Origin of the sequence: Legionella pneumophila subsp. pascullei, assembly GCF_900637585.1 — a bacterium.
Classification (GTDB): domain Bacteria; phylum Pseudomonadota; class Gammaproteobacteria; order Legionellales; family Legionellaceae; genus Legionella; species Legionella pascullei.
This window is the reverse complement of record NZ_LR134380.1, coordinates 1,597,421-1,612,090: the sequence shown is the minus strand read 5'-3', so window position 1 is coordinate 1,612,090 and position 14,670 is coordinate 1,597,421. Positions and strand designations below refer to the sequence as shown.

Below are 14,670 nucleotides of genomic sequence, written 5' to 3'. Positions count from 1 at the left end.
ACATATTATCCTTTTTGAAACGAGGCTATAGACTCGACGTGCGCTGTATGAGGAAACATATCCATTACCCCAGCTGTTATCAAAACGTAACCTTTTTGATTAACCAATATATCTGTATCTCGAGCTAATGTTATCGGGTTACAGGATACATATACTATACGCTCAGGATCAATTGCATCAATTTGTTTTACAATTTCAAGCGCACCAGACCGGGGAGGATCGATTAATACCTTGTTAAAAGACGTATTAGCCAGATTCCTAACTTCCATCACATCATCAAGATTAGCGGTATAAAAATCCACATTGGTAATATGATTAGACTTGGCATTCATATAGGCTCTTTCAACCATGCTCTTATTGCCTTCGATGCCGATAACTCTAGAGCAATGCTTAGCCATGGGAAGTGAAAAATTACCCAGCCCACAAAATAAGTCTAGCACGATATCAGAATTTTTTAATTCCATTAACTGGATTGCTTGCGTTACCATCTTTCTGTTTAACTCGGCATTTACCTGAGTAAAATCGTTAGGATGGAATTGAAAAGTAATTTGATAATCTGGCAGCTCATAACTCAAATAATCGTGCGTATTTGAAGGATAAAAACAAAAAACCGAATCAGGTCCACCTGGCTGCAGGAACACCTTGTATTGGAATTGTAGCGCAAACTCCCGAATTTTTAACTCATCTTGCTCTGTTAATGGAGAAAGATTTCGGAAAATCAGTGCCACTTCATTATCACCCGCAGCCACTTCAATTTGCGCAATACAATGCTTATCCTCCATTGTATCGATTAATTTTCTCAAATGAACAATATCAGTATCTATTCTTGAATTAAGAATAGGACATTGATTTATCTCCGTGATAAACCTTGGATTATTCCTCTCTCTAAATCCAACCATCGTGGTTTGTTTCTTTTCTACAAAGCGGGTGCTTAAGCGTGCTTTATTTCTATAATTCCAATGATGACTTGTTAAAGGCGACAGTACTGTTTGAGGTTCAGTATGGCCATACCGCGATAATAAATCCAAAAGATGGGATTGCTTAAAACGAATTTGTTCCTCAGCACTCATATGTTGCAAAGAACAGCCTCCACACATCTGATAATGAGGGCACTTTGGTTCAACCCTAAGAGTAGAAGGCTTGACAATGGATAATAATTTACCTTCATCAAAATCTTTTTTCACTCGTGTATACTGAAATTCAACCAGCTCACCAGGTAATGCTCCCTGAATAAAAGTCGCCTTTCCATTAATTCGTGCTATCCCCTTCCCATCATGGCTTAAATTCACGATTTCAGCGGTTTGTGAGGTAGGATTTAATTTTGGCTTAACTTTTCTCATGAAATGATTCTCAAATAATTATCAATTATAAAAATCTCATGCTACATTTTTACAATGTCGTATGGATATAAAAAACAAAAAATGCCCAAATAAAGGGCCAAATAATCAAGGGAATGCATAATGTTAAAGAATATCACACGAGCTTTGTCTTTGTCATTGTTAATAACCCATAACATCAGCGCTAAGGAAGCATCTTCTATCAATGCAACATATCAACCAACGACCATTCAATTTTTAGAAAAATTTGGCGCAGGCTTTGCCAACCTGGAACATAAAAATCTGGGGGATATGGTTCAACTGCATTTGCCTAGCCATGACAGCAAGGCGGGGATTGTAAAACTGACATTACCCAACGGGAGTAAACTAAGTTATGGCGAGATCGTGATGTACGGTGGTGATATGTTTGGAAATCCAGCAAAACCCATATCAAATTGCTCCGAGAAAAACAGGTTAGCTTGTTTCCAGGCGCAGTTTGACGCTCTTGGGACTTTAGGTAACAAGCAAGACAAACGTTGCTCTAATCCCCTTAATCAGATAACTCATCTTAATCAATTCTTTGTCAGTCTAGCTAGCGAACTCGAAAAATCAAAACAAAACGGAACAAACGATTGGGATTATTATAATCAGCACGACACGGCTATTAGTAAGGAATTAAACAAACTGACTTGTGGTGGAAGTGTCATCAGTAGTTTTATACCCTTTGGTAATTATATTAAATTAGCTGAAGTCAACTATGATCACTTTGTCCCTGATTCACTTGTAGCTTATAAAACAGGGCATAGATTTGCTTTGGAAACAGCATTAAAAGCTTATGAGAAAAAGCAGCAGGGATTTGTTGATGAAGCTCGCAAACTCCTTGAATTAGCCTACGCTCAAAACGCCTTTGCAAATCATTACTTAACTGATTCTTTTTCTGCAGGACATATGCGTACCCCAAGACGAGCCATAGGACATGATATTTTACTGCCTTCTGTTTTAAATCTTCTTATCGCCAATTTGATGCATAATGAAGATAATCAACATGGATTAAATGTAGTGAACCATGAAGGAATAAGTTGGGTTGCCTATGGCGATGGCTATTTATATAAACCTGAAGCTGAATTACAGAGAATGGTCATACTGGATGCCATGCAACGTTCTGCAGATAGTATCCATAGCACTTTTATGAATGGAGTCATCCCTGAATACTATCCAGAGATGGACGTATTCCCCGACTACTCTAAAATTGAACAGATAAATGATACAGCTCCATTATTTAAAGTCGAAAATGGTGTTTTGCTAAAGCGTGTGAACAACAAAGATCATTATGATCATCATTGGACAAAATACTGGAGTGGACTTGTAACCTTAATAGAGTTTCAAATTAGTAAAAATTAACCTTTCTCACTCTTATAAAACAAGCATTATGAAGAAAAATATTATTATGTTCATTGTATCATGCGCCATGTTTATGGAGGCTATTGATACAACTATTCTCAACACAGCAATCCCGGTTATGGCTCATAGTTTAGAAGTCAATCCCATTGATCTCAAACTTGCTCTCATTAGCTATCTTTTAAGTTTGGCAATCTTTATTCCTATAAGTGGATGGATTGCTGATAAATATGGTGTAAAAAAGGTATTTATAGCAGCTATTGGTGTCTTTACCTTAAGTTCGTTATGGTGTGGATTCACTCAAAGTCTTTGGGAGTTAGTATTGGCTAGAATTATACAAGGTTTAGGCGGCTCACTAACTGTGCCTGTTGGACGTTTAATTATTCTGAGAACTTGTAAACGCCACGAATTAATCACAAAAATGAGTATTGTCGTCATGATTGCCTCGGTAGGCATGCTACTTGGTCCCTTGCTGGGCGGTATTATTACTAATTATTTTTCATGGCGCTGGATATTTTGGGTCAACATCCCGGTTGGCATAATCGCTATACTTTTATCTCACAAACTGCTTCCAACTATCCAGCCCAGAACAGTTCCGCCTTTGGATAAACTAGGATTTATAATGTTCGGAGCAGGCCTTGCCTTCTTAACTTTAGGTTTGTCTTTGTTTAGTGAGACTAAAGCGGATATCAGCTACTCGGTTTCAATTATCCTTTTATCTGCCTTGCTGTTAATTGGATATACCAAACATTCTCGTAACAAGAGTAATCCTATAATAAAAGTTACTTTATTAAATATAAGAACATTTCGTATTGCGGTACTTGGGAATTTATTAACTCGTTTAAGCTTCGGTGGAATCCCCTTTTTATTGCCATTACTATTTCAAATTATTTTAGAGTATTCTCCACAGTTGTCAGGATTGCTACTTACTCCAGTAGCATTGGGCGTATTCCTGGTTAAACCATTATCATTCTCTATCTTACGAAAATTGGGTTATAAAAAATTACTCATTTTAAATACAGTTTTAGTCTGTTTTTCTCTCTGGTCCTTTGCCACCATCAATCAAAGCACTTCTGTCATCTACATTGGTGTTTTAACATTTCTTTATGGATTTTTCATTGCGTTACAATACACAGGGATGAATTCCCTTGCGTATGCGAATATTGATGATAATGATATGAGTTATGCAACGAGCATTATGAGCACGGTCCAACAGTTATCCCAAAGTTTTGGGGTAGCAATTTCTGCCCTACTGGTCAGTTTATTCACAGTTCAGATTTCGCAGCATTTTGTTTTAACAGTTAAGATTTTTCATCTAACCTTTTTTGCTTTAGGGATACTTACAATTCTTTCAGGATTGATATTTACTAGCTTAAAAAAAGAGGATGGAAAAGAACTAATTGAGTCACCCACCTAGGTTTGTCTCAGTTATATCACTGTCAGCCAGACACAAGGATGACCAAGACAATGCATATCTATACAGTATCTGGTCATTCAAGAAAAATTTAATGTGTATGCAAATTAATTAAATCCAAAGACGATTTAACAACTGACCAGCACAGACAACAGACTAGGTGCATCACTTTCAAGTGACTCCTTTAACCTGGAAAGATTTCTTTTGCACATGGTGAAATTCACATCTTTTGCAAACATAGTCTGAGCCGTTGGTAAAACATTCTCTAAACCGAAGATTATTTCAATAAAGTTATTGATATGAGCCTTGATCTGATTCCAAATCCCTGGGTCTGACTCCAAAGAAGGCTTATAGCTGTATATAATATCAGTACACTTATCTGCGAGTAGATATTGGTTTATTGGTGCATGAGGAAATCTCAACCTGGAATCTTCTTCCAGGATGACCCCTAGATCATGAAGAAAGCCTTCAGCTGCTTCAATAACCGGTTTTTCAAGCCTTGATCGATTGGCATTTAAAATTTGTCCAACACGTAAGTGTAACTGACTTACGGCTTTATGCACTTCACTTTCATCTCGCAATTCATCAGTTACTTCAACAAACAGCCTTTCTCCCTCATCTACTATTCTTCTAAACCATCTAGGCATATCAATGCTCCACAATTAAATAGATTGAACAATTATACAGCATAAGATCATTCATTATCAATCATTCACACATCAAATTAAGAACAAGTGCCCATTTATACGGCTTATTTTTTAGTAAACCAATTTTATTTAGAACTTAAATATTGAGAAATAATTTCCGAGACAGGAGCAGGATCATCCATGTGCACATGATGTCCTCCCTGTACTCTATGAATGGTTAAATTTTTTATTGCTTGGGAACGACCTTTAAAAACAGAGTCGGGATAAGATACACCTTGGTTAGAGAGAATAAGACAAACTGGCGCGTCAATAGCACGAAACATAGCTCGAATTTCATCTTCATGGGGAATAGTCGAGCTAATGCAACGTAATCGAGGATCAAATGTCCAAACCCAACCTTCTTTATCTTGTTTTGTGCCCCTTTGAACTAAGGCTTGAGCTGCTTGATAGCTTATATTACCAATATTCATACGATCTTTTATCGCAGCATCCCGACTTGCAAATACAGTTCTTGGTTGTTTCCCCGATATTAAATAGCTTTCGATATTTAGGGGTAAATAAGCCATACTGTTCTCGATAATATGAACCGTTGGTCCTAAAATATCTAAAAACACCAGTTTATTGACTTGTTTAGGCTGTGCAATGGCTAAAACAGTTGCCAAAAATGAACCTAATGAATGAGCAATAATATCAAAACTCTTCCATCCCAATGCCTTGATAACATGGCACATTAGAAAAGCATCATTTTTCCAATGAGGAACAACACCCTCAGGATAGTGACTTGACAGTCCTGTTCCAGGATAATCCACTGCAACCAGTTGCCTGTCCGATAACAAAGGCGCGAGCAAATCAAAACTGGCTGCGTTATCCATTTTACCGTGCAAACACAATACTGGATTAGGATTTTCTGAATTCCAAATTTTAAGGGCAATAGTAAAACCCGGGATTTTAACTTGTCTTTCTTGGTAAGATGTCAAGATAGATACCTTCTTATTTACATTGGATAATATAAAGAATCAGAGATCTGGTATGCATGGAACATTGGCAGTTCGATTCACATAATAGAGATCGGTCTGACTATAAATAATACGAGATCCTTTAGGAAGCTGTTTAAGATATAATCCTTTAGCATTTTGCTCGATTGGAACAATAATGACGTCACAGCCCCAATCAGGAAAACAAGAAGCAGAAACCTCTTTTTCAGGCAAAATTACTGTTTCTCGAGGTTTAACTATGTGTTCTTCTAATGAATTAACGCCGGAAACATTAATTGGCACTGTACCAAAATTATTGATAGCAATACACAAATTACTATCAGCCCAAGCTACATTAATTAATGAAGAAAAAATAAAAAATAAAATATAGACCAATAAATCCTTCATTAAAACTCTCCAGTTGAGCAAATATTTAATAGGTTTATATACTAATGATTAGGAGGAGCAAGAGTCAATGAAGAGAATAATATTTTCAATTTCTTGATGACTTTGATGAATGGCAGTTCCAAAATTACCATGCTAATATAATTTAAGGGTAGTAGGGAAAAATAACAAAAGATTAAGATTCACAATGCTGTATCCTAGAGAGATAAGGAGAGTATTTTGAGTTTATTACTAACAAGCCCGGCATTTGAACATAACGATTTTATTCCTGATGAATTTACTTGCCATGGATTGGATTATCCTCCACCGCTTGAGTGGGAAAACGCTCCACCAAATACCCAATCCTATGTATTAATTATGGATGATCCGGATGCGTTAGGAGGATTATGGGTTCACTGGGTTTTATTCAATATACCGGCAAGTTATAACGAGCTGGATGCAGCTATAGATTTACCCGACTCAGCGATAAGCGTCAAGAATAGTTGGGGCAAAACAGGTTACGGCGGACCATGCCCACCAAGCGGAACACATCGATATTATTTTAGGTTATATGCTTTGGATACTTTTTTATCTCTGGATGAAAAAGCAACAAAGAAAGACGTTGAATATGCTATGCAAGGTCATATTCTTGAGACAAGTGAGCTCATATGTAAATATACTAAACTCTAATCCCTATTGGGATTAGAAGAGAACAATGATTCCTAATAGCAGCATATACATATTACTAGGAAATAAAAAATTATATCAGCCAAGAGTTTTTTTATTATAATAAACATTGTTTAGTGTCTTAAATAGAACCCTATCTTCTACTCACTTGTTTCCATTTTTCTGCATACATTTCATTCATAGTTCTTATTTTAGAAAAATCCCATAACCTATTTAAAGGATCAGACTGATCAACAAACAAACTTAGAGGTTCACCTTGATTATATATAGGATTTTTAACAGCTGAGCTAGAGGCCGCTGGATAATAGAAGAAGACTAAAGAATTTCTTACATCTTTTTTCTTTGCCTCAACTACCTGATGCCAAGGACTAATAATTTTTCCACCAGTCCAAGCTGATAAAAAATCTCCAAAATTAACTATAAGGCAATCATCTGTTTCAGGGATTATGTTTTGAAAGTTGCCCTCACTATCTCTATATTGGTACCCATCAGCATCTGCATATACCAAAGTAATCAAATTCCAATCTGTGTGAAGCGAGTTTGCTCCTGTATTAGGAGGGTCAAATTCTGTCTTTTTGTAATACCTGAAGCTTCGTAACAACGATTGAAAATCTGAAGATTCATCAATCGGTAAGACAGTTTTTCCATCGAAGAGGATGATTTCAATTAACCTGGACAATTTTTTTGCTGTATTGGCAAAATCTTTTATCAATCCATTAATATCATCCGGGTTGATATAACCATGATCAGGATAGATATTGGGGGCGACTAATGATAAATTGGAGGCATCTGAATCCGGGATTTCATTATCAGGCCACCCAAATGAGTAAGATTCTTTTTTTTCAAACACCCCAACAAGACCACTTTCTATACCGAGTGGAAAATAGCCTCTAGTTGCACCACTACCTGAAATTTGTCCAGAAATATCTATTTTGGTTTTAAAATCTAAATTGTAAAATGTATCCAGATTAGATAAAACCTTCGATAATCTTCTGAAATTCACCGGTGAATTTTTTAGAATAAAAGTACCAATTTGGAACGCCTTTTCAAGATTTTCCAGACTCTTAACCGGATCATTTAAATCAACAGTGATTACAGGCTTATTATTTTTCATCTTTCTCGTTATTTCCTATAAAGAATTATAAGTTTATATTTAATTTTTAAACTATGAGTAGCTATTTCAATATAACTATCCATATCAACCATACTTTAATGTGCAATACTATACTAAGGAGCAATGACAGACTTTTCCTCGAATTTTTGCTTTTCATCTTGTTGATTTGAGAAAAATTGAAAACCTGTCCTCAATTTCGATTTAGTCTCTGTAATTGATTTATATTGTTGAAGAACCTTGTTATGAGGTATTGCTGCAAACACCGCTTGCTCAAGTCTGTGAAGCTGTAAAACATTGCATTCCCCTTTTTTCTTAATGCTTAGGTATTGTTCAAATATCCCATCCATTATTTTTTGTGTAGATTCAGCATTAAGTACTTTATTAATTAGATAATTCCTATAATTATCATTGGTAATATGCCTTATATTATAGAGAATTTGAATTTGATATATATCCATACCATATCGTCCCATTCCTTCGGCCCATTCTTGCTCAATCGCTGCCTGAAGCAAAGTATGTAAAAGAATTTCTGCATCAGTGGCATATCGTCCTTGTAAAACCCATGCAGAACCCAGCAAAACTCGACCTAACATCACTTCAAATTCAACTGGCACTGTTCCTAATTGCTTTTTAATTTTTTCAAGAATACTTTGCACGCTGTAATGTGGCTCACCGACATTCGTATAACCTAATTGATATATGTCATGATTTGTAATAGTAGCAACCATCCCGCTATACCCAAACTGGAATTCCTTTGGGGTCTTAGCTTCTCTGATAATGCATGACACTGCATCTACGCTATAAGTTTCAATATTGCGTGGCTTTCCTTGATATACGAATCTATCCGCCTTCGTTTTGGAAACTAGTCGTGTGAGACGTTCATTTTGAACTTCCGAGATATTTTTTGTGCTACAAGATGTTTGATTACCATCACCATAGCCATCTTCATGTGATAACATTAAAGTTTTAAATTCAACTTTCAGGTTTGAATCAGTATCCTTTATCGCTTTAACAATGCGCTCTATAAAATCAGGCTTATTACGTAAACCAAATCCTGATCCAATGGTTTCCACTGATGCAGCAGGACAGCACATATTAATGCCAATACGAATTTTATGATGGAATTCTTTGGGCACCATTCTTTTTAACATGAGAATAGCAAGCTTTGTTGTTTCTTCTAATTTATTGCCATTTTCACCATAAAAAAAGTCAAAATCTTCTTGCTTGGAAAATTCATTAGGGATAGCCAACTGAAAAACAAACTCTTTAGCTTTTTCTAATTCCTGACGACTAAATTGCAAACGATAAAAGCTTTTTGTTGCATCTGAATGATGAAGTGTTTGTTCCAAAGATGCTAACGGAGTGCTCATAAACCGGCTATTGAAAATTTCTGCAATTACAATCATTTCACTATAAACTGTGCTTTTGAAAAACCCACTCAACCAATATTGACGGGCACCAGGTCCACTCCCTCTGACCATCGGCGCTGTTGAAACATGAGACATTAACTCCGATTGTTGATTGGATAAAAGATTTAAATCAATTAATTCAGGTTTGTACTCGCTTGAGGATTTTCCGAAAATCGAAACATCATCAAGCAACTCCCAAGATTGAAGTTCTCCCGTTTTAAAATTTGCATGAAAAACATCAACAACTCGAGTGTGTTGTTGATGTCCCTTAATTAGAATATGAAGCCGCTGTTTTTCGTAAATGGCTGGCACCACAGAAAAACAATCTCCTCTTAGTGGGGAACTTGTTTTTATAACAGCCAATATTGGCTGCCTGTTTAAACCAGCTTCAAAACCATCTGGCTTTTTAAAAAAAGATTCATCTAAAGTTAAATAAATATTTTTTTTATCTGTTAACAGCTTCTGTGGTGCATTTCTATTTAATGCAACACTAAAGACAGGTTCTTCTTTAAAGTAAGAGGTAGGATCATAGTTGAATATTTCGGGATAATTCTTTGTTAATAATCCCAATATTTTATTGGTCGAACGTCCATTAAAAAAATTTGCCTCAGCATGCCTCTGCCAAGGAGTAAAGGCTCTAAGGGGTTGCTGTGCGACCTTATCCGGCAATAAATCGTCATAAATAGCAGCCCATCTAAGTGTTAATTGAGAAGTAACGTGGCCTGAACCATCTATATGTAGAAGATATTTACGAAACTTGGTATCAAAACAAATGGAAAGCCCATCTTCTTTTGAGTCATCTTTTAATAATATAACCCATGATGCTTTCCGTTCATCGCTCCCTTTAACATGCTCAGTTCGATAAACGATGCTGCCTGGATCAAGTTGCCCCTCATCAGTAATTGGGAAAACAGGCGCTCCGAGTTTGACATAAATGGGATGGAAAGTTTCATATATTTCTCTTTGAACACGACTTAGACCCAGGTTAGATTGTACAGCACGGCGTATTTTTTCCATCATATTATTAAATTTATGCAATTTCTCAGACTTTCCCTCTTCTCCTTCAGATATACTACAAATAAGTGTTTGTAAGGCTTTGGCACAAAATTCAATTTTTTGCTCTCTTTGTATCGCATCAGAAGGTGGAACAACCCTATCAAGGTGAAAATTTTCATTCTTAAGATTACCTACCAAATACTCAGTGGCTCGCTCATAAAAAATATGCGATACACCTTTGACTCTCCTGATTTCATCTGCCGAAAGATTTCTAAAAATAGCATTTGCAATATTTGACTTATCTAATATCATTTTTTCTTTCATTTACAACATTCTCTTTTTTAACGCATTATCGTAATTTCACCCTTGATTTTTCTTGCATATTTTGTTCAATTTGAAACCAATACTCTAAAATTTTATAAATTATGATCATAAAAAAGAAAAAAAAATCAGGTCTTGCTGTATTCGGATATCCCTCAAACCGCATTTATAGGCAAATGTGATTAAGCTATTTTTGTTTAGGGATTATTCCCTGCTTGTTCGTAACGCTTTACGTTGAGACTAGAAGCGATTGCGCTATCCAATCGGGAAAAAGAATTTGGAGTCCGGCCTTATTCTGCATTGAAATACTCTCTTGTTTAAAAACATAAAGAATACTTAAAACAACATTTGGAGAATATCCGTAAAATCACGGATAAAATGGTTATTTATCTTGTAATGATTCCGTTCAATTGAATAATCAACTCAGCTTTATTATCACATTCCAACTTTGTTTTTAATTGATTAACATGGGTTTCAACAGTTCTTGCTGATAATTGGAGTATTTTCCCAATTTCTTTATAACTCATTCCTTGCAACAAGAGCTTTGCACAATCCTTTTGCCGAGGAGAAAGAAGGGATTTTTTTAGTTCTTTATTGATTTTGTTGCGGTGGCAACAACTGGCATTAGAGGGGAGTATTATTTTATTTTTTTCGAATTGACTTATTATTGAATTAAATTGATCTTTAAAGTAAAGACTATATTGTTCTAGTACATCTAAGTTATTGAGATAAAAGTTATTGACAATACTTGTATTATCACGTCTGCTTGCAAAACAAAAATACTCTATAGAATCATGGTTTATTTTAGCAATAGATATTCCATTGGCCATGTCGAAATTTATTGCGGCATCCTGGAGCATCAAAGGACAGTCATCTAGTAGCCATAAATAATAATTCAACGGTTTTTTTAAATAGGATTCCGGAATAGTCAGCGTTTCCAGGTAGTTCATTTTAAAATAATGTTCAGTCCATTTTTGATCTGTAGAAAGTCTGATGACAGAGTTATCAAAATAGATTAGATAATAATTAAAGACTGTCATGCCGTGTTTTGTGAGCAAAGGTTGCATGACATTTTTTATATCTTCACACGTAGTCAATGCAAGGTGATTTTCGACACGCCTTAAAACATCTGATGAATTAGGCATTAAAACTCTCTTCAAACTCATGAGGCAAATAATCTGGGGCAGGTTTTCTAATATTGAATGATTTGAACCAAATTTTGGTGTGGTTTTTAGGGCAAATAAAGTTCAATGTATATCCTGCTTCTTCAAATTATTGGCCTCATAATAAACACAAGGTAGAAAATATGTCTTTAAGCTTATACATTTTAACATGAAAGAAAAGATTTCTTTATTCGAAGTTTTAAATTTATTTGTAATGTAGTAATTATTTTCTAACTGGATTAAATTAAGTACAATACCACCATAAAAACAACCGAGAGAATTACGTGTTTCATTCTGCTACAGAATTTTATGGCTGGTTTAAAAAATACAGTCCATTGTACCCAATAATATTTAACAACTATAGAATTACCAGAAGATTGAATGCTGATGAAAATTACAATGGAATCATATGTTTTCTTGCAGATGATAATAATACAGAAGTAGTACTTAAAATTATTGATTTACATGATGTTAATAATGCCCACCAATTCATAGAGGACCTTAAAGCTCAGTTCAATGATAGTTCAGATTCAACTGTTAAAATACATGAAATCTTTCAATCAAATGGTAATGAATGTCTGGTAGTTGTAGAAGAATATCTACCAGCCTTCATTTCTTTAAAAAAATATGTAGAAAATTTGGCTATAAAATTTTCTGAAAAGGAAAAACAAGAATTTCTCATGTCAGAGAAAGATGCTCTATGTATTTTGCAAAAAATCATCACATGCTTGTTGAATTTGAGCCAAAATGGAAGCCTTAATGAAAAAGATAATAGAAAGGCTCCACTGTTTGATATTAGCGATCTTTACATTAACCCCCAAACATTTGAGATAAAGTTTTCTCGAAGTTCTTTATACTCTACTCAACCCCCACTGGCTCGAATACAAATATATCCTGAATTAGGTTGTATTGGTCTTGTTGATGATTGTAATGAATCAAACCAATTTGATAATAATTCATCATTCTTAACAGGATGTTTACTCATTTACTTATTAACAGGAGGGACTCAAAACTCAAGACTCGAATCGTTCAGAGAAATCAGAGTTATCGACAACGATTACAGAAAAATTCTTGCCTCCGATTCGATTACTTCACACACAAAAAAAATGTTAAAAGAAATTCTAAGTCAAGATACCAGTCACCTGATTTCTCTGCGGGAATTGGTTGCAAAATATCCTCCTCTAAACAAAGAAATGACTCCCATGTTAAAAGGTTTTGTCAGTGCTTATTTAGATAGAAAAAGTTATTTAAGTATGCTTCCCAAAGATATTTTTAAACAAGCTGTTCATTTTACCGGGACTCGCCCTTTCTTTTCAGAAAAGGAAGTCAATGATATGGTCGACACTGAAATTACCAAACAAACGAGTCTTGGAAACAAAAATTAGCAAGGTTTGTTATCTTATCTCAAAAAGAAAATAGGATTAGTCAAAAACAACTGTGCAGAAAGCCATAATTTCTTTCAAGACAGTAAATAGAGCATCAGATTGCCATTGAGCACAGTGAAATCCAACATCCGATTTTAAATCATTTAAGATAATTCTTTGGGTAAAGAATCAAGAAACTCGGTAACTTCTTTTGGGGTAAGCTCATAAAACTGCCCTCTGGATAAAAATCTGGGCATAGTAAGCATACCATAACGGATTCTTATTAATCGACTAACCTCAACGCCCTGAGACTCCCACAACCGACGTACTTCTCTATTTCTTCCTTCATTAATGGTCACATGATACCAGGAATTAGTTCCTTCTCCTCCACGAAATTGGATTTTGGTAAACTTTGCCAAACCGTCATCCAACAGAACTCCTTTCAATAAGCTATTTAAAGCTTCCTGGCTGACTTGACCATGAACCCGTACGGCATACTCTCTTTCCAAACCATATTTTGGATGCATGAGTTGATTTGCCAATTCGCCATTATTAGTAAAAATGAGTAACCCGGAAGTATTTAAATCCAGGCGCCCCACTTGCACCCACCGCCCCTGTCTAAGATGCGGTAAATTGTCAAATACTGTTTTTTCAAACTTTGGATCATGTCGACTGGAGACCTCACCGACGGGTTTATGGTAAAGAAGAACTCGGATATTTTGCTTGATCTTTAAGGGATTGGGAATCAACTTTCCTTTGACGCTAATTTTATCATGAGGTCCAGCGGAGTCTCCCAGCTTGGCTGGTTTACCATTAATCTGCACCCAACCATTATCAATCCACCGCTCCATTTCACGACGAGATCCGAGGCCAGCCTGACTTAATATTTTCTGTAATCTTTCACTACTCATTTTGCGTACACTCTTCTATAGATTGGGTTGCCTCGTGCAGGGTTAATGTATCCATTATTTCAGGTAAGGGAGGAAGTTCACTTAGGTAATTTAAGTTAAAGTAATTTAAAAATTCTTTTGTCGTCGTATAAACAGCTGGTTTTCCCACTACATCCTTATAGCCTGCTATACGAATCCACTCTCTCTCCATTAACGTTTTCATGATCTGACTGTTAACGGCAACTCCTCTAATTTCTTCAATATCAGCCCGCGTAACAGGTTGCTTATATGCAATTATTGCCAAAGTTTCAAGCAGTGCCCGCGAATACTTTGCTGGCTTCTCGATTTGGAGACGGGCAACCCAGGTAGCATATTTCGATTTGGTTTGTACCTTAAAACCACCTGCAACCTGGATAAGCTCAAAAGCACGAGAAGAATAATCCGCTTTTAAGCTCTCTATTATAGCCTGCAAATCTTCTAATGTTGGTCTTTGCCACTCATCAAAGGTCTCTTGGATTTTTTCTAAAGCAAGAGGTTCATTACTGGATAATACCAAAGCTTCAACAATATTTATTAATTCATTGTCAATCATT

The 14,670-nt window shown here is 35.7% G+C and carries 13 protein-coding genes; 4 read left to right on the top strand and 9 right to left on the bottom strand.

The annotated features are described in order from the left end of the window. Positions 1-5 precede the first annotated feature (5 nt). On the bottom strand, positions 6-1,340 hold the full coding sequence (gene rlmD / locus EL201_RS07410; protein ID WP_027221636.1) for a 23S rRNA (uracil(1939)-C(5))-methyltransferase RlmD: 1,335 nt from the start codon (positions 1,338-1,340) through the stop codon (positions 6-8). A gap of 120 nt (positions 1,341-1,460) precedes the next feature. Here rlmD and EL201_RS07405 point away from each other — a divergent pair, with 120 nt between their 5' ends. Continuing rightward, on the top strand, positions 1,461-2,717 hold the full coding sequence (locus tag EL201_RS07405) for a hypothetical protein (protein WP_027221635.1): 1,257 nt from the start codon (positions 1,461-1,463) through the stop codon (positions 2,715-2,717). A 28-nt stretch (positions 2,718-2,745) separates the two neighbouring features. Next, positions 2,746-4,131: an MFS transporter gene (locus EL201_RS07400; RefSeq protein ID WP_027221634.1), complete on the top strand. Its 1,386-nt coding sequence runs from the start codon at positions 2,746-2,748 to the stop codon at positions 4,129-4,131. Between the two features lie 125 nt (positions 4,132-4,256). On the opposite strand, the gene EL201_RS07395 is transcribed toward EL201_RS07400, so the two are convergent. The 3 genes from EL201_RS07395 to EL201_RS07385 form a co-directional block, all read right to left on the bottom strand. After that, complete coding sequence (locus EL201_RS07395; protein ID WP_027221633.1) at positions 4,257-4,775, bottom strand: hypothetical protein; 519 nt, start codon at positions 4,773-4,775, stop codon at positions 4,257-4,259. A 125-nt stretch (positions 4,776-4,900) separates the two neighbouring features. After that, positions 4,901-5,752, bottom strand: a complete 852-nt coding sequence (locus EL201_RS07390) for an alpha/beta fold hydrolase (protein ID WP_027221632.1) — start codon at positions 5,750-5,752, stop codon at positions 4,901-4,903. A gap of 39 nt (positions 5,753-5,791) precedes the next feature. After that, positions 5,792-6,157, bottom strand: coding sequence for a hypothetical protein (locus tag EL201_RS07385; RefSeq protein WP_027221631.1), 366 nt, complete (start codon positions 6,155-6,157; stop codon positions 5,792-5,794). A gap of 216 nt (positions 6,158-6,373) precedes the next feature. Between EL201_RS07385 and EL201_RS07380 the strand changes: the two genes are divergently transcribed. After that, positions 6,374-6,823 (top strand): YbhB/YbcL family Raf kinase inhibitor-like protein, encoded by a 450-nt coding sequence (locus tag EL201_RS07380; protein ID WP_027221630.1) that lies wholly within the window; start codon positions 6,374-6,376, stop codon positions 6,821-6,823. 130 nt (positions 6,824-6,953) lie between these two features. On the opposite strand, the gene EL201_RS07375 is transcribed toward EL201_RS07380, so the two are convergent. The 3 genes from EL201_RS07375 to EL201_RS07365 form a co-directional block, all read right to left on the bottom strand. Further along, positions 6,954-7,934 (bottom strand): 2OG-Fe(II) oxygenase family protein, encoded by a 981-nt coding sequence (locus EL201_RS07375; protein ID WP_027221629.1) that lies wholly within the window; start codon positions 7,932-7,934, stop codon positions 6,954-6,956. 113 nt (positions 7,935-8,047) lie between these two features. Continuing rightward, positions 8,048-10,663, bottom strand: a complete 2,616-nt coding sequence (locus EL201_RS07370; protein WP_027221628.1) for a lpg1449 family Dot/Icm T4SS effector — start codon at positions 10,661-10,663, stop codon at positions 8,048-8,050. Positions 10,664-11,046: 383 nt separating this feature from the next. Then, positions 11,047-11,805: a LuxR family transcriptional regulator gene (locus EL201_RS07365; RefSeq protein WP_027221627.1), complete on the bottom strand. Its 759-nt coding sequence runs from the start codon at positions 11,803-11,805 to the stop codon at positions 11,047-11,049. 302 nt (positions 11,806-12,107) lie between these two features. Here EL201_RS07365 and EL201_RS07360 point away from each other — a divergent pair, with 302 nt between their 5' ends. Beyond that, entirely contained in the window at positions 12,108-13,208 is a 1,101-nt protein-coding gene (locus EL201_RS07360) for a hypothetical protein (RefSeq protein WP_027221626.1), read from the top strand. A gap of 143 nt (positions 13,209-13,351) precedes the next feature. Here the strand turns inward: EL201_RS07360 and rluB are convergent, their stop codons facing one another. Both rluB and scpB read right to left on the bottom strand, forming a co-directional pair. After that, the gene (gene rluB / locus EL201_RS07355) at positions 13,352-14,098 is read right to left on the bottom strand and encodes a 23S rRNA pseudouridine(2605) synthase RluB (RefSeq protein ID WP_027221625.1); all 747 of its coding nucleotides are present in this window, start codon (positions 14,096-14,098) and stop codon (positions 13,352-13,354) included. Further along, a complete protein-coding gene (gene scpB / locus EL201_RS07350) occupies positions 14,091-14,669 on the bottom strand; it encodes an SMC-Scp complex subunit ScpB (RefSeq protein WP_027221624.1) in 579 nt (192 codons plus the stop codon). The genes rluB and scpB overlap by 8 nt, the downstream gene beginning before the upstream one ends. Position 14,670: the final 1 nt, after the last annotated feature.